At 66.0% G+C, this 25,649-nt stretch carries 24 protein-coding genes and 1 tRNA gene; 24 read left to right on the top strand and 1 reads right to left on the bottom strand.

Going from position 1 to position 25,649, the window contains the following annotated elements; translation table 11 throughout:
- Positions 1-3: 3 nt before the first annotated feature.
- Positions 4-384 (bottom strand): succinate dehydrogenase, cytochrome b556 subunit, encoded by a 381-nt coding sequence (gene sdhC / locus Q9R30_RS17310; RefSeq protein ID WP_104997177.1) that lies wholly within the window; start codon positions 382-384, stop codon positions 4-6.
- A gap of 284 nt (positions 385-668) precedes the next feature.
- Between sdhC and Q9R30_RS17305 the strand changes: the two genes are divergently transcribed.
- The 24 genes from Q9R30_RS17305 to Q9R30_RS17190 all read left to right on the top strand — a co-directional run bounded on the left by Q9R30_RS17305 (position 669) and on the right by Q9R30_RS17190 (position 25,594).
- Positions 669-1,802 (top strand): mannose-1-phosphate guanylyltransferase, encoded by a 1,134-nt coding sequence (locus Q9R30_RS17305; RefSeq protein ID WP_104997178.1) that lies wholly within the window; start codon positions 669-671, stop codon positions 1,800-1,802.
- Positions 1,803-1,858: 56 nt separating this feature from the next.
- Positions 1,859-3,058 (top strand): amidohydrolase, encoded by a 1,200-nt coding sequence (locus tag Q9R30_RS17300; protein ID WP_104997179.1) that lies wholly within the window; start codon positions 1,859-1,861, stop codon positions 3,056-3,058.
- Positions 3,059-3,163: 105 nt separating this feature from the next.
- Positions 3,164-3,598 carry a MarR family transcriptional regulator gene (locus Q9R30_RS17295; protein WP_311218361.1) on the top strand — a complete coding sequence of 145 codons (435 nt, stop codon included), beginning with the start codon at positions 3,164-3,166 and terminating at the stop codon, positions 3,596-3,598.
- Between the two features lie 49 nt (positions 3,599-3,647).
- The gene (locus Q9R30_RS17290) at positions 3,648-4,076 is read left to right on the top strand and encodes an organic hydroperoxide resistance protein (RefSeq protein ID WP_311218360.1); all 429 of its coding nucleotides are present in this window, start codon (positions 3,648-3,650) and stop codon (positions 4,074-4,076) included.
- A complete protein-coding gene (locus Q9R30_RS17285) occupies positions 4,073-5,092 on the top strand; it encodes an NADP-dependent oxidoreductase (RefSeq protein ID WP_311218359.1) in 1,020 nt (339 codons plus the stop codon). The genes Q9R30_RS17290 and Q9R30_RS17285 overlap by 4 nt, the downstream gene beginning before the upstream one ends.
- Positions 5,093-5,396: 304 nt before the next feature.
- Entirely contained in the window at positions 5,397-6,467 is a 1,071-nt protein-coding gene (locus Q9R30_RS17280; protein WP_104999656.1) for a BMP family protein, read from the top strand.
- Between the two features lie 177 nt (positions 6,468-6,644).
- Positions 6,645-8,228 (top strand): ABC transporter ATP-binding protein, encoded by a 1,584-nt coding sequence (locus Q9R30_RS17275; protein ID WP_104997183.1) that lies wholly within the window; start codon positions 6,645-6,647, stop codon positions 8,226-8,228.
- The gene (locus tag Q9R30_RS17270; RefSeq protein ID WP_311218358.1) at positions 8,221-9,594 is read left to right on the top strand and encodes an ABC transporter permease; all 1,374 of its coding nucleotides are present in this window, start codon (positions 8,221-8,223) and stop codon (positions 9,592-9,594) included. The genes Q9R30_RS17275 and Q9R30_RS17270 overlap by 8 nt, the downstream gene beginning before the upstream one ends.
- Positions 9,591-10,913 carry an ABC transporter permease gene (locus Q9R30_RS17265; RefSeq protein WP_104997185.1) on the top strand — a complete coding sequence of 441 codons (1,323 nt, stop codon included), beginning with the start codon at positions 9,591-9,593 and terminating at the stop codon, positions 10,911-10,913. The genes Q9R30_RS17270 and Q9R30_RS17265 overlap by 4 nt, the downstream gene beginning before the upstream one ends.
- Positions 10,900-11,337, top strand: a complete 438-nt coding sequence (locus tag Q9R30_RS17260; protein WP_104997186.1) for a cytidine deaminase — start codon at positions 10,900-10,902, stop codon at positions 11,335-11,337. The genes Q9R30_RS17265 and Q9R30_RS17260 overlap by 14 nt, the downstream gene beginning before the upstream one ends.
- A complete protein-coding gene (locus Q9R30_RS17255) occupies positions 11,334-12,677 on the top strand; it encodes a thymidine phosphorylase (RefSeq protein WP_234005534.1) in 1,344 nt (447 codons plus the stop codon). The genes Q9R30_RS17260 and Q9R30_RS17255 overlap by 4 nt, the downstream gene beginning before the upstream one ends.
- 6 nt (positions 12,678-12,683) lie before the next feature.
- Positions 12,684-13,313 carry a DedA family protein gene (locus tag Q9R30_RS17250; protein ID WP_311218357.1) on the top strand — a complete coding sequence of 210 codons (630 nt, stop codon included), beginning with the start codon at positions 12,684-12,686 and terminating at the stop codon, positions 13,311-13,313.
- A gap of 128 nt (positions 13,314-13,441) precedes the next feature.
- The gene (locus tag Q9R30_RS17245) at positions 13,442-14,170 is read left to right on the top strand and encodes a DedA family protein (protein WP_104997189.1); all 729 of its coding nucleotides are present in this window, start codon (positions 13,442-13,444) and stop codon (positions 14,168-14,170) included.
- A gap of 39 nt (positions 14,171-14,209) precedes the next feature.
- On the top strand, positions 14,210-15,340 hold the full coding sequence (locus tag Q9R30_RS17240) for an adenosine deaminase (RefSeq protein ID WP_104997190.1): 1,131 nt from the start codon (positions 14,210-14,212) through the stop codon (positions 15,338-15,340).
- Positions 15,341-15,398: 58 nt separating this feature from the next.
- The gene (locus Q9R30_RS17235) at positions 15,399-16,037 is read left to right on the top strand and encodes a MazG nucleotide pyrophosphohydrolase domain-containing protein (protein WP_104999657.1); all 639 of its coding nucleotides are present in this window, start codon (positions 15,399-15,401) and stop codon (positions 16,035-16,037) included.
- 118 nt (positions 16,038-16,155) lie between these two features.
- The gene (eno, locus tag Q9R30_RS17230; protein ID WP_104997191.1) at positions 16,156-17,436 is read left to right on the top strand and encodes a phosphopyruvate hydratase; all 1,281 of its coding nucleotides are present in this window, start codon (positions 16,156-16,158) and stop codon (positions 17,434-17,436) included.
- 124 nt (positions 17,437-17,560) lie between these two features.
- Positions 17,561-18,250 carry a septum formation initiator family protein gene (locus Q9R30_RS17225; RefSeq protein ID WP_311218356.1) on the top strand — a complete coding sequence of 230 codons (690 nt, stop codon included), beginning with the start codon at positions 17,561-17,563 and terminating at the stop codon, positions 18,248-18,250.
- 28 nt (positions 18,251-18,278) lie between these two features.
- On the top strand, positions 18,279-18,950 hold the full coding sequence (locus tag Q9R30_RS17220) for a DUF501 domain-containing protein (protein ID WP_311218355.1): 672 nt from the start codon (positions 18,279-18,281) through the stop codon (positions 18,948-18,950).
- Positions 18,947-19,894, top strand: coding sequence for a Ppx/GppA phosphatase family protein (locus tag Q9R30_RS17215; RefSeq protein WP_311218354.1), 948 nt, complete (start codon positions 18,947-18,949; stop codon positions 19,892-19,894). The genes Q9R30_RS17220 and Q9R30_RS17215 overlap by 4 nt, the downstream gene beginning before the upstream one ends.
- A 4-nt stretch (positions 19,895-19,898) precedes the next feature.
- Complete coding sequence (locus tag Q9R30_RS17210) at positions 19,899-21,308, top strand: S8 family serine peptidase (RefSeq protein WP_311218353.1); 1,410 nt, start codon at positions 19,899-19,901, stop codon at positions 21,306-21,308.
- 35 nt (positions 21,309-21,343) lie between these two features.
- Positions 21,344-22,843, top strand: a complete 1,500-nt coding sequence (locus tag Q9R30_RS17205) for an NAD(P)/FAD-dependent oxidoreductase (protein ID WP_104997196.1) — start codon at positions 21,344-21,346, stop codon at positions 22,841-22,843.
- 144 nt (positions 22,844-22,987) lie between these two features.
- Positions 22,988-23,932 carry an N-acetyltransferase gene (locus Q9R30_RS17200; RefSeq protein ID WP_311218352.1) on the top strand — a complete coding sequence of 315 codons (945 nt, stop codon included), beginning with the start codon at positions 22,988-22,990 and terminating at the stop codon, positions 23,930-23,932.
- Positions 23,933-23,952: 20 nt separating this feature from the next.
- Positions 23,953-24,026 (top strand) — tRNA-Leu (locus tag Q9R30_RS17195).
- Positions 24,027-24,238: 212 nt separating this feature from the next.
- Entirely contained in the window at positions 24,239-25,594 is a 1,356-nt protein-coding gene (locus Q9R30_RS17190) for an ABC transporter substrate-binding protein (RefSeq protein WP_104997198.1), read from the top strand.
- Positions 25,595-25,649: the final 55 nt, after the last annotated feature.

Here is a 25,649-nt window from a genome sequence, read left to right as displayed (position 1 = left end):
GGCTTAGTGACCTCCGAGGGCGAGGGAGAGGTGGCGGATGGAGAAAGCGACCATGGTGACAAGCCAGAGGGCCAGGACCGCCCACAGCATCTGCCGCTGGTACTTGGCGCCCTTCTTCCAGAAGTCAACCGCAATGATCCGCAGGCCGTTGAAGGCGTGGAAGACAATGGCGGCAACAAGGCCCGTTTCGCCCAGGGCCATGAGGGGGTTCTTGTAGGCACCGATCACGGTGGTGTAGGCCTCGGGAGACACGCGCACCAAGGAGGTGTCCAAAACGTGAACCAACAAGAAGAAAAAGATCACTACACCGGTAATACGGTGTCCTACCCAAGACCACATGCCTTCACGGCCGCGGTACAAGGTGCCAGCTGGTTTTGTCGGCACTGATAAACCTCCCTGCAACACAGCGGCGCTGGCATGAGATCCACGCGGGGGGAACGCCTGCTGCGAGAGCACTCGTAGCTCAGGCCTAAATCTAGGCTTCGCTGACAGCTTATTCAATTTAGGAGTTCCTTGGTGACCAGCAGCGGCGCGGATCCCACGAAATTTTGAGACAAAGGACACACTCGCCGCGGCCAGTGCCGGGCATGGCTGCCAGACTGCCGTCCCGCAGGGGCCTGAACCGCTTAAGGGAGGGCGCAGTGACCGTTCCGCTAAAGTAGGCGTTGATGAGTACAGACAAAGTGACAAGCCCGGCATCACCCCTTGACCGCTTCATCGCGGTGATCCCGGCCGGCGGCGTGGGGACCCGCCTCTGGCCCCTGTCACGCGCCGCAGCTCCCAAGTTCCTGCACGACCTCACCGGCTCGGGCAGCACGCTGTTGCGTGCCACCTATGACCGGCTGCACCCGCTTGCCGGAAGCAAGGTGCTGGTGGTCACCGGCAAGGCCCACCGGGATGCGGTGTGCCGGCAGCTTCCGGAGCTCGAGGATTCGGATCTCGTCCTCGAGTCCGAGCCAAAGGATTCCGCGGCAGCAATCGGCCTTGCCGCCGCGATCCTGCATGAGCGCGACCCCGACACGATCATGGGTTCCTTCGCTGCGGACCAGGTGATCAGCCCGGACCACCTCTTCCAGGAGGCGGTCCGCGAGGCAATCCACACGGCGGCTGCCGGCAAGATCGTGACCATCGGCATCAAGCCCACCCACCCGTCCACGGGATTCGGCTACATCCGCTCCGGCCAGGCCCTTCACATCGAAGGCGCTCCGAGCGCCCAGGACGTGGTGGAGTTCGTCGAGAAGCCGGACGAACAGGTGGCCCAGCAGTACGTGGACAGCGGCAACTACGTATGGAACGCGGGCATGTTCGTGGCGCCCGTGGCGCTGCTGCTCAAGCACCTGGAAGCCAACCAGCCCGAACTGTTCGGCGGCCTGCAGGAAATCGCACGGGCCTGGGATACCCCTGAGCGGGACGAGGTCACCGCCCGCGTCTGGCCCACCTTGCCGAAGATCGCCATTGACTACGCGGTGGCCGAGCCTGCCGCCGAAGCCGGAGACGTCGCCGTCGTGCCTGGTTCCTTCCGCTGGGACGACGTCGGCGACTTCGCCTCCGTGGGCCGGCTCAACAGTGCCAAGGAAGTTGACGACGTAACGGTGCTGGGGGAAGGTGCGCGCGTCTTCACCGAAAACTCCAGCGGTGTGGTGGTCACCGACACCAAGCGCGTGATCGCCCTGATCGGGATCCAGGACGTGGTCATCGTGGACACGCCGGACGCGCTGCTGGTAACCACCATGGCCAATTCCCAGCGGGTCAAGGCTGCCGTCGACGCCCTCAAGGCGAGCGGGGATACCGACGTCCTCTGATGTAACGCGGCGACCGTGATGGCCGCTAATGCCGACACCCTCGCTAGAGTGAACCAGTGCGCAATTACACTACTGAAGCCGAGCCCACCGCCCTGGTGGCTCCGTGGCTCGAGCCGCTCCTGCCGGAACTGATCGACTTCCGCAGGGACCTGCACGCACACCCGGAACTCTCCTTCAAGGAATTCCGCACCACGGACAAGCTCGCTGAGCGGCTTGAAGCTGCGGGCCTCACGCCGCGCCGCCTGGAGGGCACCGGCCTCACGGTGGATGTGGGGGAGGGACCCATTGCCACTGCACTGCGCGGCGACATCGATGCCCTGCCCATCATCGAGGAGACCGGCCTGCCGTTCGCTTCGAAGAACCACGGCGTGACCCACGCCTGCGGCCACGATGTCCACACCACCACCATGCTGGGCATCGCCCTGGTGCTGCACCGGATGCACCAGGACGAGCCGCTCGGCGCCACCGTCCGCATCATCTTCCAGCCGGCTGAGGAAACCATGCCCGGCGGGGCCCACGCCTGCATTGAACAGGGCGTCCTGGACGGCGTGCCGAGGATCCTGGCTCTGCACTGTGACCCCCGGATCGACGTGGGCAAGATCGGGACGCGCATCGGCGCCATCACGTCAGCGTCCGACACCATCCGCATTGAACTGTCCGGCCGTGGCGGACACACGTCCCGCCCGCACCTGACCGAGGAACTCGTGTTCGCCCTGGCCCAGATTGCGGTCAACGTTCCCGCCGTCCTCTCTCGCCGGGTGGATGTCCGTAGCGGGGTGTCCGTGGTGTGGGGGCAGATCTCCGCGGGTTCGGCACCCAACGCGATTCCCGGCACCGGCTACATGGCGGGCACTATGCGGTGCCTGGACCGGGACGCCTGGCACGAGGCCGGCGAACTCCTGGACGAGGTGGTCCACCAGGTGGCCGCGCCCTATGGCGTGGACGTGCGGCTGGAGCACACCAGGGGAGTGCCGCCGGTAGTGAACTCGGAGCACGAGACGGCCATCATCGAAGCGGCGGCACGCGCCGAAATCGGGGAAAGCGCCGTGGTCCTGACCCCGCAGTCCATGGGCGGCGAGGACTTCGCCTGGTTCCTTGCCGAACTCCCCGGAGCCATGATGCGCCTGGGGACCAAGACTCCCGGCGGCGAGGAATACGACCTGCACCGCGGGGATTACATCGTGGACGAGCGGGCCCTCGGGCTGGGCATCCGCGTTCTCACTGCAGCGGCGCTGCGCACCATCCGCGACCTGTAATCCGGAGGCGGCAGCCGCCGTCGTACTTTCCCGGCACGCAGGGCAACCGCCTGCCCTGGCACAAGTAAGTTGTGCACAACTTAGTTGTGCCCTATCGTTGGACTCATGACTGATGCCCCCCGGCTGGACCGCCAGGTTTGTTTTGCGCTCTATTCGGCCTCCCGGGCCGCAACCGCCGTTTACCGCCCGGTCCTCGAGGAGCTGGGACTGACCTATCCGCAGTACCTGGTGATGCTGGTGCTGTGGGAAAACGAGCCGCGTGGCGTGAAGGAGATCGGCGAGGAGCTCGGGCTGGACTCGGGCACCCTTTCGCCGCTGCTGAAGCGGCTGGAAGCCCTGGGGCTGGTTGAGCGCCGCCGCTCGGGCGAGGATGAGCGGCGCGTGGCCATCCATCTCACCTCCGCCGGGCGGGAGCTAAGCGCCAAAGCGGGCGCCATCCCGCAGCGTCTCGCCCAGGCCGCGGGGCTTACCGCCGCGGAACTGGATCAGCTGCGCAGCACGCTGGGCCGGCTGACGGACGCCCTTCACAAGGCGCACTGACAGCCCGGTCAAAAGAACTTATTCAACCCCTACAGGACGGATACCACCCGTGAAATCTCTTTACACTGCCGAGGCGCTTGCCTCGGGTGAAGGCCGCGACGGCACCGCGCGCACCAGCGATGGCAAGCTCGAGGTCAGCCTCGCCAGCCCCGTGGAGCTCGGCGGAACGGGTCAGGGCACCAATCCGGAGCAGCTCTTCGCCGCCGGCTACGCCGCATGCTTCCACTCGGCACTCCGGCTGGTGGGCCGCAAGGAACGCGCCGACCTGACGGATTCCGCAGTCGCCGCCAAGGTGCACCTGGGCCAGCTGGACGGCGCCGGTTTCGGACTCGCTGCTGAACTGGAGGTGGCGCTCCCTGCCCTTGACCTGGCGGCGGCCGAGGCGCTTGTGGCCAAGGCGCACGAAATCTGCCCCTACTCCAACGCCACCCGCGGCAACATCAGTGTGGACATCAGGGTCCTGGAGTTCGCCGCATGAGCGCCGGAACCCTGCCCGCCAGCACCCGCGAAATCCAGCTGGCCTCCCGCCCGGTGGGCCGGCCCGCGCCGGAGAATTTCCGACTGGCTGAATCCCGGCTGCCCGAACTCCGTGACGGCGAGGTCCTGGTGCGGAACCTCTTCATGTCCGTGGACCCCTACATGCGGGGGCGCATGAATGACGTGAAGTCCTATTCAGCGCCGTTCGCCCTGGATGAAGCGCTCGACGGCGGCGCGGTGGGTGAGGTGGTCGCGTCCCGTTCCAATGAGCGCAAGGAGGGGGACGTCGTCGTGCATTCCCTCGGCTGGCGGGACTACGCGGTGGTAGATGCGGCAGCCACGAAAACTGCCCGCACGGACCTGGCGCCTGCGTCAGCGTTCCTCGGCGCACTGGGCATGACCGGCCTGACCGCCTACGCCGGGCTGCTCAAGGTCGCCCAATTCGCTCCGGGAGACGCCGTCTTCGTCTCCGGCGCCGCAGGGGCAGTCGGTTCGCTCGTAGGCCAGATCGCAAAGGCAATGGGCGCTTCCCGCGTCATCGGCTCGGCAGGTTCCCCGGCCAAGGTGGCACGGCTCCTGGAGTTGGGCTTCGACGCCGCCTTCGACTACCACGACGGGCCCGTACGCGGCCAACTGGAGCAGGCCGCCGGCCCCGGCGGCATTGATGTCTACTTCGACAACGTGGGCGGAGAGCACCTGGAGGCGGCACTGGCCGTCCTCAACGTGGGCGGGCGGGTGGCGCTGTGCGGGGCCATAGCCCAGTACAACTCCACCGAACCAACGCCTGCGCCCCGCAACCTGATGCTTGCAATCGGCAAGCAGCTCACGCTCAGGGGGTTCCTGGTGGGCGGCCAGCGGCAACACGCCGCGGAGTTCGCCGGGAAGATGGCGGGCTGGCTGGCCGACGGCACCGTCCGATATGACGAGACGATCGTGGACGGGCTGGAGAACGCCCCGCAGGCGTTCATGGACCTCCTGGACGGGGCGAACACCGGAAAGATGCTGGTCCGCCTTTAGCCGGCCGCCGCTTACGGCGGCCGTCATCAAGCGGCAGGGGCGCCGCTACCCGGTGGCGCCCCCTACTGGTTGGTAACAACTTGTAAACAATCTTCGGGATACCCTGCGGCTGTGCTACAGGACGTGGCGCGGGCCACTAAAGTGGGTGCCATCAGTGCGCTCCGGCGCAGTGCTGCGTGCCCTCAGTGACAACAGAATTTCAGTGCAGAAACGGACACTCATTGAATTCGAGCCGTAGCGCCACTCTCTTCATCCTGGAGGAAAATTGAAGAAATCACTGCGTGCAAGTTTCAAGCGCGGTTCAATGGCCGGCGTGGCTACGCTCGGTGCTTCGGCGCTCGTGCTGACCGCCTGTGGCGCAGCCCCCGAAGCCGGAAGCACCCCAACTGCAGGAGCCAGCGACTACACCGGCTGCATCGTTTCCGACTCCGGCGGGTTCGATGACCAGTCCTTCAACCAATCCTCCTACGAGGGCCTCAAGAAGGCCGAGAAGGACCTGGGCATCAAAGTCAACCAGGTGGAGTCGAAGACCAACAACGACTTCGAACCCAACCTCAGGGCGATGGTCACGGCCGGCTGCGACCTCACCGTCACCGTAGGCTTCCTGCTCGGCGATGCCACCAAGACGCACGCTACCGCCAATCCGGACAGCCACTTCGCCATCGTCGACTTTGGCTACGCAACGCCGATCAGCAACGTCAAGCCGATCATCTACGACACCGCCCAGGCTGCCTTCCTCGCCGGCTACCTCGCCGCGGGAACCACCAAGACCGGAACAGTTGCCACCTTCGGCGGCATCAAGCTCCCCACCGTCACCATCTTCATGGACGGCTATGCGGACGGCGTGAAGTACTACAACGAGAAGAAGGGCAAGGACGTCAAGCTCCTTGGCTGGAACAAGGAAGCCCAGGACGGCAGCTTCACCGGCGACTTCGAGAAACAGGACGTCGGAAAGCAGCTCACCCAGAACTTCCTGGACCAGGGCGCGGACATCGTGATGCCCGTGGCCGGTCCGGTGGGCAAGGGCGCAGGCTCCGCGCTGAAGGAAGCCAAGGCCGCCGGCAAGGACGTCAAGCTCATCTGGGTTGACTCCGATGGCTACCTCACCGCTCCTGACTACAAGGACATCATGCTCTCCTCGGTCATGAAGCAGATGGGCGACGCCGTTGAGGCAGTCGTCAAGGAGGACAAGGAAGGCAAGTTCAGCAACACGCCGTACGTTGGCACCCTGGCCAACGAGGGCGTTCAGCTGGCCCCGTTCCACGACCTCGACTCCCAGGTCCCCGCCGAACTGAAGTCCGAACTGGACCAGATCAAGAAGGACATCATCGACGGGAAACTGAAGGTCGAGTCCGCGGCAAGCCCCAAGGCCTGACCCCGCCTGAGCGCCACCCCCGGCCGGTTACCGACTGGCCGGGCGGTGGCGCTTTTTTGCTGGCTGCCCCTACCCGGCCGCAGCCTGCCTTTCCCATGACTGCACCCACTAGGCTTGGTGCTGCAGCCACATATCCCGTCCGGTTGATCACTGGACGCTTCGAGATTGGTCAGAGTTTTGAAACTTGAACTCAGAGGGATCACTAAACGCTTTGGCACCCTGGTGGCGAACGACCACATCAACGTGGTGGTGGAATCCGGGCAGATCCACTGCCTGCTGGGTGAGAACGGGGCCGGAAAATCCACCCTCATGAATGTTCTGTACGGGCTCTACGAGCCGTCGGAGGGCGAGATCCTCGTTGACGGCAAGCCTGTTTCCTTCCGTGGACCGGGAGACGCCATGGCGGCGGGGATCGGGATGGTGCACCAGCACTTCATGCTGGTTCCCGTCTTCACCGTCGCCGAGAACGTGGCGTTGGGCGCCGAGCCCACCAAGGCCGCCGGCTTCCTCAACCTGGACGAAACGCGCCGCCGGATCAAGGAGATCTCGGACCAGTACGGCTTCGACGTGGACCCGGACGCACTGGTGGAGGACCTGCCGGTGGGCGTCCAGCAGCGCGTGGAGATCATCAAGGCGTTGGTGCGCAATGCCAGGGTCCTCATCCTGGACGAACCCACTGCCGTCCTGACCCCGCAGGAAACGGACGAACTGCTGGACATCATGCGCCAGCTCAAGTCCGGCGGAACGTCCATTGTCTTCATTTCCCACAAGCTGCGGGAAGTGAAAGCAGTCTCGGACACTATTACGGTAATCCGCCGCGGCAAGGTGGTGGGGACGGCTGACCCTGCGGCATCCACTACCGAACTGGCATCCATGATGGTGGGCCGTGCCGTCAACCTCAAACTGGATAAAGCCCCGGCCCGGCCGAAGGAAAAGACGTTCGAGGTCCGGGACCTCACCGTCATCGCTCCCAACGGCCAGCACGTCGTGGACGGCCTGAGTTTTGAAATAGCCAGGGGCGAGATCCTTGCAATTGCGGGCGTCCAGGGGAATGGCCAAACCGAGCTGACGGAGGCGATCCTCGGCCTGCAGGACCGGGTACACGGTTCCATCCTGCTGGATGGGCGGGAGCTCGTGGGCCGCAGCGTCAAGGAGGTGCTGAACGCAGGAGTGGGCTTCGTGCCCGAGGACCGCTCCGTTGACGGCCTTATCGGCACTTTCTCCATTGCCGAGAACCTGATCCTGGACCGGTACGATCAGGCCCCCTTTGCAAAGGGCATCAGCATGAGCCCTGCCAAGGTGCTGGAAAACGCCACTACCCGGATCGAAGAGTTTGATGTCCGGACCCCTTCAGGAGCCCTTGCCGCCGGAACGCTTTCCGGCGGCAACCAGCAGAAAGTGGTGATGGCCCGCGAGCTGTCCCGTCCGCTGCGCCTGTTCATCGCCTCCCAGCCCACCCGCGGCGTTGACGTGGGATCCATCGAATTCCTTCACAAGCGGATTGTGGCTGAACGGGACCAGGGCACTCCCGTCATGATCGTCTCCACCGAACTTGACGAGGTGATGGAACTGGCCGACAGGATCGCCGTGCTCTACAAGGGCAAATTGGTGGGCGTGGTTCCGGCAGGAACCAGCCGCGACGTCCTGGGCCTCATGATGGCGGGCATCCCGCCGGAGGAACATACGGCCCCAACGGGCAGTGATCAGGGCCCCGCCACCACGGCTTCCGTATCCGACGCCGAAGGAGGCGACCATGTCTGACACGCATCCCCCCAAGCACGCGGCCGGCGAGCCTGGCCCTGAAGCGCAGGAGCCCGCTGCCCCGGAGGACCGGACGGCCGCCGTCGTCGCGGTTGATACCGCAGGCGGGGTCATGGAACCGTCCGCCGTTCCGGCCACCGCCCAAAGCGGGAAGATCCCCGGCGGGCCCGACACCCTGCTCCGCAAGATCTTCACCGGCAGCGGCATGGTCTCCGTCCTGGCGGTCCTGCTTGCCCTCATCATCGGCGGGCTGCTGATCGCCAGCACCGACAAGCAGGTGGCCACCACCTCCACGTACTTCTTCGCCCGGCCCACCGACTTCCTGTCCGCCGTCTGGAACGCAGCCACGCGTTCCTATGTAGCCCTGTTCCAAGGCTCGGTCTTCAACCCCCGAGGCAACAGCGTTGCCGCCCAGTTCGCGCCGTTCATGGAGACCCTCACCATCGCCACCCCTCTCATCACGGCCGGCCTGGGCGTAGCACTGGCCTTCCGCGCGGGGCTGTTCAACATTGGCGCCCAGGGCCAGATCATCGTGGCCGGCATCCTGGCCGCCTGGGTGGGTTTCGCGCTCGACCTTCCCGTGGGCCTGCACCTGCTCCTGGTCTTGGTGGCCGGCATTATCGGCGGTGCCTTCTGGGGCGGACTCGTCGGACTCCTCAAGGCCCGCACGGGGGCCCACGAAGTCATCCTGACCATCATGTTCAACTACATCGCGCTGTACTTCCTGCGGTACCTGCTGAACACCCCGGCGTTCCAGCGGCCGGGGGAGTCGAACCCCATCTCGCCCATCCTGGACCCCACGGCTGTCTACCCGCAGATCTTCGGCACCCAGTACCGGCTCCACCTCGGCTTCCTCCTGGCCATAGCCACCACTGTCCTGGTCTGGTGGCTCCTGAACCGCTCCACCGTGGGCTTCGAATTCCGCGCAGTAGGCGCGAACCCCAAGGCGGCGCAGACGGCGGGCATCAACGTGTCCCGCTCCACCATCCTGGTGATGGCCCTCGCCGGAGGGCTGGCGGGCATGTCCGGCGTCGCCCAGGTGGCCGGCACCGAGAAGGTCCTCACCGACGGCGTTGCCGCCACCTATGGCTTCGACGCCATCACCGTGGCCCTGCTGGGGCGTTCGACGCCGTGGGGCACCTTCGCGGCCGGCCTGCTGTTCGGCGCCTTCCGGGCCGGGGCGGTCCAGATGCAGATCCAGACCGGCACGCCCATCGACATCGTCCTGGTGGTCCAGTCCCTGATCGTGCTCTTCATCGCGGCACCGCCACTCGTCAGGGCGGTGTTCGGCCTCAATCCCAGGCGCAGGAAACCGGCCAAAGCCGGCAAGTCCCGTAAGGCAGCAACCACCGGAGGTGCAGCATGAGCACAACAGTTTCCTCGCCTCGCTCCGGAAAACCGCAGCCGGAGGATGCCTCAACGAAGGCAGGCTCCGCCGTCTCCACCAAACCCGTCAGCTGGCGGACGCCGGCGATGCTTACGGCTTTCGGCCTGATCGCATTGGTGTTCTTTGGCCTGATGGCCCCTAACCAGACTGCCAGCTTTGGCATTTCCACGGGGGAAGACTTCTTCCAGCTGCCGGCCCTGGCGGTCAACGCGGCCGCCGGCGGCATTGTGCTGTCCATCCTCCTGCTGGGCCTCGCTGCCTATGCGGTGTACCTCAAGACCAAGGGCATGCCGGCCCCGGGCTGGCTGACGGTGACCTTCATCGTCCTGTTCACGGCCGCGTTCCTCATCTGGGTGGTGGGCGGCGCCCGGACCCCGAACATTTCGCTGGCCGGCCTCATCGCCGGCTCCGTGACCCTCGCCGTTCCGCTGGTATTCGGATCACTGTCCGGCGTCCTCTGCGAGCGGGTGGGCGTGGTGAACATCGCCATTGAGGGCCAACTGCTCGGCGGTGCGTTCACCGCCGCCATTGTGGCCAGCATGACGCAGAACCCCTTCATCGGCCTGCTGGCTGCCGCCGTGGCCGGTGCCGTGGTGTCCATGGTCCTGGCTCTTTTCAGCATCAAGTACCTGGTGAACCAGATCATCGTCGGCGTGGTCCTGAATGTGCTCGTTTCGGGCCTGACCGGGTTTCTGTTCAGCACGGTGATGCAGGCCAACAAGGCGCAGTTCAACTCGCCGCCGGGGCTGGACATCATCGAAATCCCCGTCCTTTCCAGCATCCCCGTCATCGGCCCCATTCTCTTCCGGCAGTCACTGGTGGGCTACCTCATGTACGTCGCCGTCCTGGTGGTCTGGGTGGGCCTGTTCAAGACGCGCTGGGGCCTGCGGGTGCGCGCCGTGGGCGAACACCCGCAGGCCGCCGACACCCTGGGCATCAACGTGAATGCCACCCGGTTCTGGAACGTCACCCTTGGCGGTGCCGTGGCAGGCATCGGCGGTTCCTTCTTCACCCTGGTGGCCATCGACAGCTTTACCAAAGAGATCTCCGGCGGCCGCGGCTTCATCGCCCTGGCAGCCCTGATCTTTGGCCGGTGGAACCCGATCGGAGCGTTCTTCGCAGCGCTCCTGTTCGGGTTCGCGGACAACCTCCAGAGCATCGTCACGATCATCGGCACGCCGGTTCCAAGCCAGTTCATGGCCATGCTCCCTTACCTGGTCACGGTCCTTGCGGTGGCCGGTCTGGTGGGCAAATCCCGGGGACCGGCGGCCAGCGGCATCCCCTATGTCAAGGGCTGACGTCGTGGACGGCACTGCGGGCGCACCAAGGCCGGTTGACTGGGCTGCGCTGGAGGCATCCGCCGTCGCCGCCATGCGCCACGCCTACGTTCCCTATTCGAAATTCCCGGTGGGAGCGGCGGCACTGACCGACGACGGACGCATCGTCAGTGGCTGCAATGTAGAAAACGCCAGCTACGGCCTTACCCTCTGCGCCGAGTGCGCGCTGGTGGGCAACCTGCACATGACCGGCGGCGGGCTGCTCCGGGCGTTCTACTGCGTGGACGGCAGCGGCAACATCCTCATGCCGTGCGGACGCTGCCGCCAGCTGCTGTACGAATTCCGCGCCCCGGATATGGAGCTCATGACTACCCAAGGCATCAAGTCCATGGACCAGGTGTTGCCTGACGCCTTCGGTCCCGAACACCTGAAGGAAACACAGTGACTCATAAGGTGACAGAGACCCGCGCAGTGGACAACACTGCGGAACCCTTCGACGCCGTCGACATCATCCGCGTGAAGCGGGACAAGGGCACGCTCAGCCCGGAACAGATCGACTGGACCATTGATGCCTACACCCGCGGCGCCATCGCGGACGAGCAGATGGCAGCCCTGAACATGGCCATCCTGCTCAACGGCATGGACCGCACCGAGATCGCCCGGTGGACCGCTGCGATGATCGCGTCCGGTGAACGGATGGACTTCTCCAGCCTCCGCCGGCCTGACGGCGGCCTGAAGTACACGTCGGACAAGCATTCCACGGGCGGCGTGGGGGACAAGATCACCCTGCCGCTCGCGCCATTGGTTGCGGTTTTCGGGGTCGCCGTACCGCAGCTCTCCGGCCGGGGCCTTGGCCACACCGGCGGCACCCTGGACAAGCTTGAATCCATCCCTGGCTGGCGTGCCTCCCTCAGCAATGAGGAAATCCTGGCCCAGCTCCAGGACGTGGGCGCCGTGATCTGCGCCGCCGGCGCCGGCCTGGCTCCTGCGGACAGGAAACTGTATGCACTGCGGGACGTCACCGGCACGGTTGAAGCCATTCCCTTGATTGCCTCCTCCATCATGAGCAAGAAAATCGCGGAAGGGACCGGCTCCCTGGTCCTGGACGTCAAGGTGGGCAGTGGCGCCTTCATGAAGGATGAGGCCAATGCCCGGGAGCTTGCCGAGACCATGGTGGCGCTGGGCAAGGACGCGGGAGTGAACACCGTGGCGCTGCTCACCAACATGAATACTCCGCTGGGACTGACCGCGGGCAACGCCATCGAGGTCGAAGAATCCGTGGAGGTGCTTGCCGGCGGCGGCCCGGAGGATGTGGTGGAGCTGACCGTCAGGCTCGCCGAGGAAATGCTGGCCTCTGCGGGAGTGAACGACGCCGATCCGGCCGCCGCCCTCAGGGACGGCCGTGCCATGGATGTCTGGAACCGCATGATCGCGGCCCAGGGCGGCGATCCGCGGGCCAAACTCCCGGCGGCCCGGGAATCCGAGGTGGTCTACGCCCCGGCGGACGGGGTGCTCGTGGAACTTGATGCCCTCGCCGTCGGTGTTGCGGCGTGGCGCCTGGGTGCCGGCCGTGCCCGCAAGGAGGACGCCGTGCAGGCTGGCGCCGGGGTCCGCATGCACGCCAAGCCCGGCGCCGTGGTCCGGGCCGGCGAGCCCCTGATGACGCTGCTCACGGACACCCCCGAACGGTTCGCGCGGGCCAGGGAAGCCCTGGAGCACGCAGTGGTCATTGCGCCCGAGGGATCGCGGCCGGCGCAGCGGCTGATCATCGACCGAATAGCATAGGGATCCATGCAGGCCATCAATGACTTCATCCTCGCCGCGGCCGGGCAGCCTTGGGTGCTGGTCCTGGTGCTGGCCTGCTGCGTCATTGACGGCTTCTTTCCGCCCATCCCCAGCGAATCGGTGGTGGTGGGCCTCGCCGCCGTTGCCGCCACCGCGGACGTTCCCAACCCCTGGGTCCTGATGCTGGTGGCGGCGCTGGGGGCATTTACGGGGGACAACATCGCCTACCTGATCGGCCGCAAGGTGGGCACCACGAGGTGGGGCTGGATGCGTAACCCCCGGATGCAGAGCGCGTTCCGGTGGGCGGGCAGGGAACTGCGGAAGCGTCCGGCCTCGCTCATCCTCGTGGCGAGGTTCGTGCCAATTGGGAGGGTGGCAGTGAACCTGACAGCTGGCTTCACGCATTATCCCCACCTGCGTTTCATCGGCCTCACCGTTCTTTCTGCGACTCTCTGGGCCGGGTACTCCGTGGGGATCGGGCTGTTTTTCGGGCAGTGGTTCGAGGACAACCACCTTCTGGGCGCGGCCATCGCCATCATCTGCGCCGTGGCGCTGGGGATCATGGTGGACCTGGGCATCAACCGCCTCCGTCGCCGTCCCCCGATGGTGGAGCGGATGAAGGAACCGGAAGCGTAGTTGAAGCGTTGTTCCGTAAAGGCCAGGGCGTAGCGAATCGCGCCTTGGACATGGGACACTTAGGAACGATTTCCGCTTTGGCTGCGGCCCCTTACGGCTACGCCATTTTGCATAGGAGCAAGACCCGCGTGGAGTTTATTAATGAGGCCGTGCTCCATGCAGCTGGTCAATGGTGGATTTACCCGATACTGCTCGTGTTCTTCTTCGTCGACGGTTTCGCGATGGTGGTCCCCAGCGAGACCCTCATCGTGGCACTGGCGGCCTTTTCCCGGCACAGCGGAGAGCCCAATCTTTGGATCCTCGGCCTGACAGCCCTGATCGGGGCCATCGCCGGGGACAACATGGCATTTATGCTCGGCCGGCGGATCGGCCTGGACCGGTGGAAGTGGATGCGGCGCCCCAAGGTCCAGAAAGCCTTCGGCTGGGCGCGCTACGAGCTGCAAAAGCGCGGCGCCGTGCTGATCTTCACTGCCCGCTACATCCCGTGGGGCCGGGTCGCCGTCAACTACGTGGCCGGCAGCACGGGCTTCGCCCACCGCCGCTTCTTCCTGTTGGATGCCTTCGCCTGCATCACGTGGGTGGGCTACTCGATCGGCATCGGCCTGCTGGCCAGTTCCTTCCCCTGGCTCCACCACAATCCGCTGCTCAGCGCGGGCATAGCCGTGGTCTTCGCCATCGTGCTCGGCATCGTCATCGACCACGTCCTGCGTTGGTGGCACAAGCACCTTGCCCGCAATGACGCCGAAGAGGTTGATGAGTGGCTTGACGGCGGTTCCTCCGGCGCCCGGGACCCCGGTAACGGGAGCTCGGCAGTCCTCACCCCCGCGGCCCGGGACGGCAAACCTGCCGCGCATTAGCGGCTGGCTTTGAACTCCCGCCCACCCTAAGGTGGGAACGTGACTGAGCCCATTGTTGACGCTGCCCCTGCCATCGATTTCGACCTGAAGAACCTGCCCAAGGTCTCCCTCCACGACCACCTGGACGGAGGACTGCGTCCGGCCACCATCATCGAACTGGCCGACGCCGTGGGCCACACGCTCCCGTCCACCGATCCCGTGGCGCTGGGCGAATGGTTCAGGGAGTCCGCCAACTCCGGTTCGCTGGTCCGCTACCTGGAAACCTTTGACCACACCGTGGCCGTCATGCAGACCCACGAGGGCCTGTTCCGGGTTGCCAAGGAGTTCGTTGAGGATCTCGCGGACGATGGCGTGGTGTACGGCGAAGTCCGGTGGGCGCCCGAGCAGCACCTCCAGAGGGGCCTCACGCTGGACCAGGCCGTGGAGGCCGTGCAGGAAGGCCTCGAAGCCGGCGTCGAAGCCGTGGGGGAGAGCGGACGCGAGATCCAGGTGGGCCAGCTCATCACCGCCATGCGCCACGCAGACCGCGGCCAGGAAATCGCTGAACTCGCCGTCCGCCACCGCAACAAGGGCGCGGTCGGCTTCGACATCGCCGGAGCCGAGGACGGCTTCCTGCCTTCCCGTTTCCGGGACGCCTTCACCTACCTGGCGCAGCAGAACTTCCCGGCCACCGTGCACGCCGGCGAGGCGGCAGGGCTGGACAGCATCCAGTCCGCCCTGGTGGACGGCCGCGCCCTGCGGCTGGGACATGGCGTCCGGATTGCCGAGGACATCATGGTGGAGTTCGACGACGATGCAGAGGACACGATCGGACTGGTCACCCTCGGAGACCTCTCCAGCTGGATCCGCGACCGCGGCATCGCGCTGGAAATCTGCCCCTCCTCCAACCTCCAGACCGGTGCGATCGCCGGTTTCGGCGAGGGCATCGAAAGCCATCCCCTGGACATGCTCTACCAGCTCGGCTTCAACGTCACCATCAACACCGACAACCGGCTGATGAGCGGTGTCACCCTGACGGACGAGTTCGAACTGCTGGTGGAAACCTTCGACTACGACCTCGATGACCTGCTGGAGCTGACGCTCAACGCGGCCGAGGCTGCCTTCCTGCCGCTTGAGGAGAAGGAAGCCCTGGTGGAGTACATCAACGACACCTACGCGAACCTTGGCTGAAACTCCCTCCGAAAGCCTCGTGACGGTCATAGCGCAACTGCGGGAACACTGCCCGTGGATGCGTGCCCTGACGCACGCGTCCCTGGTGGAATACCTGCTGGAAGAGGCGTTCGAGGTGGCCGAGACGATCGAGGCCGGCGTGCCGGGGGAAAAGGACACCGACGCCGAGCTCCAGGGGGAGCTGGGCGACGTCCTGCTTCAGGTGGTCCTGCACGCCCGCCTCGCTGAGGAGCGCGGCGCCTTCACGTTCGACGACGTCGCACGCGGCCTGGGTGCCAAGATGGTCCGCCGCAACCCGCATGTGTTCCGTCCCGACGGCTCCCTGCAGGACAGCTTTCCGGCAACTGTCGAGGAGATCGTGCAGAAGTGGGATGCCGTGAAGCGGGCGGAGCGTCCGGAGCGGCAGGATCCGTTCGAGGGCATTCCCCAGGCGCTTCCCGCGCTGGCCCGGGCGCAGAAGTCCATCGACCGCGCGGCGCGGGCCGGCCTGGGGCTACCCCAACCAGCGGGGATACTGCCGCCGGCGGATGGTGCCCGCTTCACGTCCGAGGAAGAGCTCGGGGACCTGCTGCTCGCCGTCGTGAATTCCGCCCACGCAGGTGGATTTGACGCCGAGCGGGCCCTCCGTGGCGCGGTGCGGCGCTACCAGCGGCGCGTGGCCGCGGCAGCACAACCCGGGATAACCGCACCATCATGACGTCCGGGGCTGGATAGGTTTCCGTAACCCGAACCACTCTCGACTACGCTGGTCTGTGACGAGTACGTCGAGTCTTTCTGCAAGATCCCCCCGTTAATCGCCCATAAGGAGCAAATTCATGGCGCTTATCGATGCCATCCACGCCCGCGAGATCCTCGATTCCCGCGGCAACCCGACCGTAGAAGTTGAAGTCCTGCTCTCCGACGGCCAGATCGGCCGCGCCGCGGTTCCCTCCGGTGCCTCCACCGGCGAGCACGAGGCCGTTGAACTGCGCGACGGCGACAAGGGCCGTTACCTTGGCAAAGGCGTCCAGAAGGCTGTTGACGCGATCATCGACCAGATCGCTCCCGCCCTGACCGGCTTCGACGCCACCGATCAGCGCAGCATCGACCAGGCCATGCTGGACCTGGACGGCACCCCGAACAAGGGCAAGCTGGGCGCCAACGCCATCCTGGGCGTTTCCCTGGCCGTTGCCAACGCCGCCGCCGCCTCCGCTGACCTGCCCCTCTACAAGTACCTCGGCGGCCCGAACGCTCACGTCCTGCCCGTGCCGCTCATGAATATCCTCAACGGCGGCTCCCACGCGGATTCCGACGTCGACATCCAGGAATTCATGGTTGTCCCGCTGGGTGCCGAGACCTTCTCCGAGGGCCTGCGCTGGGGCGTTGAGGTCTACCACGCCCTCAAGTCCGTCCTGAAGGAAAAGGGCCTCGCCACCGGCCTGGGCGACGAAGGCGGCTTCGCGCCGAACCTGCCGTCCAACCGTGCTGCACTGGACCTGATCCAGGAAGCCATCAAGAACGCCGGCTACACCCCGGGCAAGGACATTGCGCTGGCCCTGGACGTGGCCTCCTCCGAGTTCTTCACGGACGGCGCGTACCAGTTCGAAGGCAAGTCCCTGACCTCCGCCGAGATGAGCGCCTACTACGCCGAGCTCGTGGCTGACTACCCGCTGGTCTCCATCGAGGACCCGCTGGACGAGAACGACTGGGACGGCTGGAAGACCCTCACCGACTCCATCGGCGACAAGGTGCAGCTGGTGGGCGACGACCTCTTCGTCACCAACCCCGCCATCCTGCAGCGCGGCATCGACACCAAGACTGCCAACTCTCTCCTGGTGAAGGTCAACCAGATCGGTTCCCTGACCGAGACGCTCGACGCCGTCAGCCTCGCCCAGCGCGCCGGCTACACCACCATCACCTCGCACCGCTCCGGCGAAACCGAGGACACCACCATCGCCGATATCTCGGTGGCCACCAACGCCGGCCAGATCAAGACCGGCGCCCCGGCCCGCTCGGAGCGCGTGGCCAAGTACAACCAGCTGCTGCGCATCGAAGAGGAACTCGACGACGCCGCCCGCTACGCAGGCCGCAGCGCGTTCCCGCGTTTCAAGGGCTAGTAGCCGCGTAAAGCAAACAACGGTGGCTATGGTTGAAAGACCATAGCCACCGTTGCTGTTCCGGCAGCACTTGTTTTAGCCCAGATAGTGGCGGCCCAGGCAGGCTGCGCGTTTCAGGAGTGTCATGGCTACCCGCCGTCCCAAAGTTCCCAAGGTCGCCCCATCCCGTTCCGCGAAGGAAGCCTCCGAGGGTGCGGACGTCATCCGCGCGGACTTCGGCCCGGGCAAGGACACAAGGGCCGGTCACGCGGCGGATGCACAACGGGCCGGCGCGCAGCCGGCCGGCACGGCAGCCGGACGCCCGGACCAGCCTTCCCGCAAGGGGCCTGGACCGGCCAGCCGCAAGGGGAGCAGCGCAACCGGGGACAAGGCAACCGGGGACAAGGCAACTCCGGCGGCTCCGGCGGACGACGAAGACCAGCAGCCGGTACCGGCCAAGGCGTTCTCCGGGCGGATGCTGGCGCTGGCCGTGGTGATGATTGCCATCACCATCATGCTGGCGCCCACGGTGAAGATCTTCTTCGACAAGAAGGCCGAGATCGACGCGCTGAACGCCGATATCGCTGCCCGCCAGGCAGAAGGCGACACCCTGCGGCAGCAGGTCTCCCGGTGGCAGGACCCCAACTACGTGAAGCAGCAGGCCCGCGACCGCATTAACATGGTTATGCCGGGAGAAACCGGCTACTGGGTCTTCGGCAGCGATCTGCCGGCCGGAGAAACCAGCAGCCAGGCCGGTACAGCAGCACAAGACCCCGCCGATCTGCCGTGGGTGGATTCCCTGTGGGAGTCCATCACGCGCGCGGCTACAGACTGAACCGCAACAGGAAGGACGGCCCGCCACAGTGGAACACAACACGGCAGCCGCCCGGGACGAATCCCGCCAACCATCAGCGCACGATCTTGAAGTCCTGAGCCGCCAGCTGGGACGGCCGGTCCGCGATGTGGTGGAGATTCCTGCGCGCTGCGTCTGCGGCAATCCACTCGTGGCCGCCACAGCTCCCCGGCTCAGCAACGGGACCCCGTTTCCCACCACCTTTTACCTGACGCACCCGGTCATCACCTCGGCGGTGTCGCGGCTCGAAGCCGCAGGCGTCATGAATGAGATGAATGAACAGCTGGCCGGCGATGAGGAACTGTCCGCAGCCTACCGCGCAGCACACGAAGATTACCTCGCGGCCCGCAACGCCATCGGAGAGCGGTCCGGCATCGGCGCCGTCCCCGAGATTGACGGGATCTCCGCCGGGGGCATGCCCACGCGCGTCAAATGCCTGCACGTCCTGGTGGGGCATTCCCTGGCCGCGGGTCCCGGTGTCAACCCGCTCGGAGACCAGGCACTGGCCGGCATCACCGAATGGTGGACCGCGGACAGGTGCTACTGCGACGGCGCCTGGGACACCACGGGCGAGGCACCTTCCAGGGACCTGAGCCGCCACGGGCCGCAGGGCCTGCCGGACATCGTGGGCCGGCCGGCCCCGGTGCGGAAATCCGCCAACACGGCAGGAGCCCCGGAGTGACACGCGTTGCAGCCATTGACTGCGGCACCAACTCCATCCGCCTCCTGATTGCCGACGTTGAACGGGCCAACGGCACCACCTCGCTCAAGGACGTGGTGCGGGAAATGCGCGTGGTGCGGCTGGGCCAGGGGGTGGACGCAACGGGCGAGCTGGCACCGGAGGCGCTGGAGCGCACTTTTGCGGCCACCGCTGACTATGCCGCGCTCATCCGCGACCACGGCGCGGCCAGGGTCCGTTTTGTTGCAACCTCCGCCAGCCGCGACGCACGCAACCGGCAGGTCTTCGTGGACGGGATCCGCGACCTGCTGGGCGTGGAACCCGAAGTGATCTCCGGCGACGAGGAAGCCGCCCTGTCCTTCGCCGGTGCCAGCAGCGTGCTGCCCATCCTGGACGGGCACGAAGTGCTGGTGGTGGATCTGGGCGGCGGCAGCACCGAGTTCGTCCTGGGCACGGCTGCCGGGGTTACCGCCGCGAAGTCCGTGGACATCGGTTGCGTCCGCCTTACTGAACGGCACCTCCGGGACGATCCCCCCACTGCCCAGCAGATAGCGGACGCCGAAGCGGACGTGGACGCCGCCATCGCCCGCGCCCGCCGCGACGTACCGCTGGAACGCGCCACCGCCGTCGTCGGTGTTGCCGGGTCCATCACCACTATCACCGCACACGCGCTCGGACTGGCCGAGTACTCGCCGGATGCAATCCACGGCGCCGAACTGCCCTTGGAAACCGTCCGGGCGGCCTCCAGCGGCCTTCTGGAAATGACCAGGGCGGAGCGGGCCGCGCTGCCCTACATGCACCCGGGGCGGGTCGACGTGATTGGTGCCGGCGGCCTGGTGTGGCGGCGCATCCTGGAACAGTTGGGGCAGCTGACCGGCGGCCGCGTCGCCACAGCTACCGCCAGTGAGCATGACATCCTCGACGGCATCGCCCTGAGCATCGGCTGAGCGGATGCACCACTTCATTCCACGGGCAACGCCCCAGCTTCGCCGTGCCGCCTCGGCGGTGCTTGCCCTGCTCCTGGCTGCCTGCTGCCTGGGTACCGGCCTTTTCGCCGCTCCCGCAGCGCACGCGGACGAATGGCGGGACAAGCAGTACTGGCTTCCTGAGTCCGGCATCACCAAGGCCTGGGAAGTTTCCAAGGGCGCCGGGGTAAAGGTGGCCATCATCGACAGCGGCATTGACGCGCAGCACCCGGACCTCAAGGGCGCCGTGAGCGGCGGATACGACGCCTCCGGCTCGGGTCAACCGGACGGACAGAAAAGCGTAGGCGTGAAGCCGGAACACGGCACGCTGGTGGCCACCATGCTTGCCGGACGCGGACACCAGCCGGCCAGCGCCAGCCCCAGCCCGGCCCCCGGGCCCGCCGGCCTGCCTCCGGAGGGAATCGTAGGCGTGGCGCCCGAGGCCGAGCTTCTCTCGGTCTCCACCTGGCTGGGCTCCACCAACCCCTCGGGCAAGAGCGACCAGGACCAGATCCCGGAAGCAGTCCGCTGGGCCGTGGACAACGGAGCTAAGGTCATCAACATTTCGCTCGGCAGCACTACTCCGCAATGGCCCCAGAGCTGGGATGCGGCGTTCCTCTATGCCGAACAGAAGGACGTGGTCATCGTTGCGGCTGCCGGAAACCGGGTGGGCGGCAACGTCCAGGTGGGGGCTCCGGCCACCATCCCCGGAGTCCTCACGGTCGCCGGCCTGGACCGCAAAGGCGTGGCCAGCGTTGACGCCTCCTCCCAGGGCATCAGTATCGGCGTGGCCGCCCCGGCGGAGAACCTGCTGGGCGGCCTTCCGGGCGGCGGCTACGCCGAATGGGCCGGAACGTCCGGCAGCGCCCCCATCGTTTCCGGCGTGGCGGCACTGATCCGCTCCAAATGGCCGGCCATGAGCGCCGAGCAGGTGATCAACAGAATTGTGTCCACGGCCAAGGATGCCGGGGCGCCGGGCAAGGATCCGCTGTACGGCTTCGGCGTGCTGGACGCCGAGGCGGCGCTGAAGGACGATGTCCCGGAAGTCACCGGAAACCCGCTGGGGTCCATCGCCGAATGGATCCGGGTCCACCGCAGGGGAAACCTGGCTTCTCCCGCGCCGCTGCCCACCACCGACGTTCCCAGCGCAGTCCCTACGCTGCCGGAAGCTACGGTGCCTGCGGCTGAGGCGCCCTCGAAGCGTGACAGCGCCATCGGCGCCGCCGTCGTCATTGGGTTTGCCGTGCTGTTCGTGGCGATCATCGCGGCCGCCGCGGTCCAGCTGCGCCGGGCCGCCAGGAATCCCGCCCTGCTCCGTGAAGAAGTGGAAACGGGAGCTGTCCACAGGGTGGAATCCCGCGGAAAACCCGAGATTACGGGCCGGACTCCCAGTTAGTGAAGATTTTCACAAACTGTTGTATTCTTAAACCCATGGCAACCACCCCAGAGCTCCAGGACCGTCCCAGGGTACTCGTCGTCGGCGGCGGGTACGTCGGCCTGTACGTAGCACTCAAACTGCAGAAGAAGATCGCGAACGCCGGTGGCATCGTCACCCTCGTGGATCCACTGCCCTACATGACCTACCAGCCCTTCCTCCCTGAGGTAGCCGGCGGAAACATCGAGGCCCGCCACGCTGTGGTCTCCCACCGCAAGCACCTCCAGCAGACCGAACTGATCCAGGGCCGCGTTACCTCGATCGACCACGAGAACCGCACCGCGGTTGTGGCTCCCGCCGATGGCGGGGCTCCCTTCGAGGTTCCGTACTTCGACGTCGTCCTGGCGGCCGGCGCCATCACGCGTACGTTCCCCATCAAGGGACTCGCGGACAAGGGCATCGGCCTGAAGACCATCGAGGAAGCTGTCGCCCTCCGCAACAAGGTCCTGGAGCGCATCGAACTGGCCTCCACCATGACCGATCCCGCTGCCCGCGCCAAGGCCCTCACCTTCGTGGTGGTCGGCGGCGGCTTTGCCGGCATCGAATGCATCACCGAGATGGAGGACCTTGCCCGGGCCGCCGTCCGGAACAACCCGCGCGTCAAGCAGGAGGAAGTCCGCTTCGTCCTGGTTGAAGCCATGGGCCGGATCATGCCCGAGGTCACCGCCAAGCAGGCCGAATGGGTTGTGGAGCACCTTCGCGGCCGCGGCATCGAGGTGCTCCTGAACACCTCGCTGGACAGCGCCGAGGGCACCCTTAAGCTCATCAACCTTCCGGACAAGTCCCCGGCGCAGGAGTTCGAAGCGGACACCCTCGTGTGGACCGCCGGCGTGCAGGCCAACCCCATGGTCCGCTCCACCGACTTCCCGCTCGAGCCCCGTGGCCGCGTCCGCGTCCTGCCGGACCTCCGCATCGCCGGTGACGAAGGCATCATCGACAACGCCTGGGCCGCCGGCGATGTCGCGGCTGTTCCGGACCTCACCGGCAAGGGCCTCCCGGACGGTACCTGCGTCCCCAACGCCCAGCACGCCCTCCGCCAGGCCAAGCGCCTCGCCAAGAACCTGTGGGCTTCCCGCTGGGACAAGCCGCTCAAGGACTACAAGCACAAGAACCTTGGTGCTGTAGCCGGCTTCGGTGAGTGGAAGGGCGTCGCCAACATCAACCTGGTTGGCAGCATCGGCCTCAAGGGCGGCCTCGCGTGGCTTGCACACCGCGGCTACCACGGCCTCGCCATGCCCACGTTCGAGCGCAAGTTCCGCGTGATCCTGAACTGGGTTATCGCCTTCTTTGCCGGCCGCGATACCACTCAGCTGCTGGACCTGGACAACCCGCGCGGCGCCTTCGTGGCAGCAGCCACTCCGGCACCCAGGCCGGCGGCTGCGGCGGCTCCGGCGCCCGCCCCTGAGCCCGCCTCCGTGTCCGCAGGGTCCGGTTCCACGGCGACGGCACCAGCCGCTGCCGAAGCCAAGGAAGCGGTTTCGGCCAAGGCCAAATAGCGCCTGGCTGCGCCCTGCGCCGTAACGTCCGACGGCGGCTGTCCCCTTTCAGGGGGCAGCCGCCGTTTGCGTGGGCCCGGCAGGATGGGTCCGGCCCGGCTGCACTTCCAGCCAACGGCGTTGCCCGCCTCCTAAACTGGCATCATGACTGGCGAAAAGAACCTCGAGGCACTGCTGGCCGGGATGCGCCCGGTACAGCGCGACGGCGAATACGTCTACGTGCTGTGGCCCTACGGCAGGGCCATGGTGGAGGGCATTGAGGCGGCAGTCCGCGAGGCGGAAGGCCTCACGGTGGTGCTGCCCCGTGCGGTTGCGGAGAAGGAAGGCCTGCCCTACGACTTCGTGGGTGCGTGGATCACCCTCCAGGTGCATTCCGCCCTGGAGGCTGTAGGCCTCACCGCCGCCGTCAGCAAGGCGCTCACCGACGCCAGGATCAGCTGCAACGTCCTCGCCGGCTTCCACCACGACCACCTGCTGGTGCCGGTGGCAGATGCGCCCCGGGCACTTGAGGTCCTTGCCGAACTTTCCGCGCGGAGCCGGCAGTCGCCGCCGTCGGAGCCGGTGCTGCGGGACGAAACGCCGGAGGACCGGGAAGCGATCCTGGCCCTCACGGCTGATGCCTTTGCCGTTTCGCCGGTCACCGGGTTGCCCGTGGAGGGCGAGCCGGTGGAGGTGCGGGTACTCCGCGGGCTTTTCGAGTCCCGTGAGTACTTGCCCGGGTTCAGCGTGGTGGCGGTTCAGGGCGTTGAAGTGGTGGGCCACGTCATCAGCACCCGGGGCTGGGTGGGCGAGCACCCGCTGCTGGGACTGGGCCCCCTTGGGGTCACGCCACGGCTCCAACGGCACGGTATTGGTTCGGCGCTCATGAAGGAGACCATCAGCCGGGCGAACGCTGCCGGGGAGAGCGGCATCGCCCTCCTGGGCAGCCCCGCGTATTACTCCCGGTTTGGTTTCGTCCCGGCCACCTCGCTGGGGGTCCTGCCGCCCGAGGAATCCTGGGGAGACTACTTCCAGCTGCTGCCGCTCGCGCTCTGGCCGGGCGGAGTCCACGGCACCTTCCGGTACGCAGAGCCGTTTTCACTCGTTTGACGGGATACCATTGACCGGGCGCCCCAGTAGCCCAATTGGCAGAGGCAGCGGACTTAAAATCCGCGTGTTGTGGGTTCGAGTCCCACCTGGGGTACAAGAGCAGGCCAAGGGCCCGGAGAACGGAAGCCGTCCGCACGCAGCGGGCGGCTTCCTGCGTTTAATTCCACATATGCAACTACTGTTATAAGGATGTGACCTCAGTCACTTATGTTCCCTGTGTATATGCATTAGCTTGAAAACTAAATCAGGAACACCTGGTTTTTCGTGTCAAAGGCCGTTCGCACCTTTAGATCGAGGAGCTCGTAAATGACTTTATTCCCCCAGGCGGGAACCCGCGTTGCCAAGCTGACAGCGCTTGGCATCGGCGTTGCCTTCATGGCAACGGCATGCGGCGGTTCGTCCACACCCACGGCAACCGAAACTTCCGCCACCGGATCTGCGGCAGGAATCGCGTGTCCGGCAGCTGAGGGCGGCGGAGGAGCGGCCGCCAGCCAGCCTGCCGAGACCCCTTCGGTGCCGCCGTCAACCGCCACTACTGAAACCCCGCTGCGGATCGGCTCGCTGCTTCCCACCACCGGCTCGCTGGCCTTCCTTGGCCCGCCCGAAATCGCCGGCGTCAACCTTGGCATCGAGGAAGTCAACAAGGCGGGCGGCGTCCTTGGCAAGCCGGTCGAAGTAATCCACCGCGACTCCGGTGACACCAAGACCGATATTGCCACGCAGTCCACGTCCGCATTGCTGGGCCAGGGCGTGAGTGCCATTATCGGTGCAGCGTCCTCGGGCGTGTCCAAGACGGTCATCAACCAGATCACCGGTGCGGGCGTTATCCAGTTCTCACCGGCCAACACGTCACCGGACTTCACCACCTGGGATGACAAGGGCCTGTACTGGCGTACTGCGCCTTCCGACGTTCTCCAGGGCAAGGTGCTTGGCAACTACATGGCTACCTGCGGCGCGCAGACCGTGGGCATGATCGTCCTGAATGACGCGTATGGAACCGGGCTGGCCAAGAACATCAAATCGGCCTTTGAATCGGCTGGCGGCCAGGTTGTGGCGGAGGAGCTCTTCAATGAGGGCGATACCCAGTTCAGCAGCCAGGTGGACAAGGTCATTGCCGCCAAGCCCGATGCCATCGCCCTGATCACCTTTGACCAGGCCAAGAGCATCGTCCCGCTGATGACGGGCAAGGGTGTCAAGCCCACCCAGATGTTCCTGGTGGACGGCAACACCTCCGACTACAGCAAGGACTTCCAGGCGGGCACCCTGAAGGGCGCGCGGGGCACCATCCCGGGCACCTTCGCCCAGGAGAACTTCAAGAAGAAGTTGCTGGCCATCGACCCCGCCCTGAAGGACTACAGCTACGCCGGTGAGTCCTACGATGCCGTCAACCTGATCGCGCTGGCAGCCGAGTCGGCGAAGAGCACCAAGGGCGTGGATATTGCAGCCAAGCTCAAGGAAGTCTCTGAAGGCGGCGAGAAGTGCACCTCCTACGCCGCCTGCGTCAAGCTGATCCGTGAGGGCAAAAACGCGGACTATGACGGACAGTCCGGCCCGGTGACCTTCTCGGACGCCGGCGACCCGACCGAAGCCTACATCGGCATCTACGAGTACCAGGACGACAACAAGTACAAAGCAGTCAAGGAAGAGTTCGGCAAGCTCTAACAGCCCTGCCTGATACACGAAGGAGCCCCCGTCCAACAGTGAAGTGGTCCCCGAC

The sequence above is a fragment of the Arthrobacter sp. AB6 genome, assembly GCF_031844545.1.
Taxonomy (GTDB): domain Bacteria; phylum Actinomycetota; class Actinomycetes; order Actinomycetales; family Micrococcaceae; genus Arthrobacter.
The sequence above is the reverse complement of the archived record's forward strand: the minus strand, read 5'-3'. Positions and strand labels throughout refer to the sequence as shown.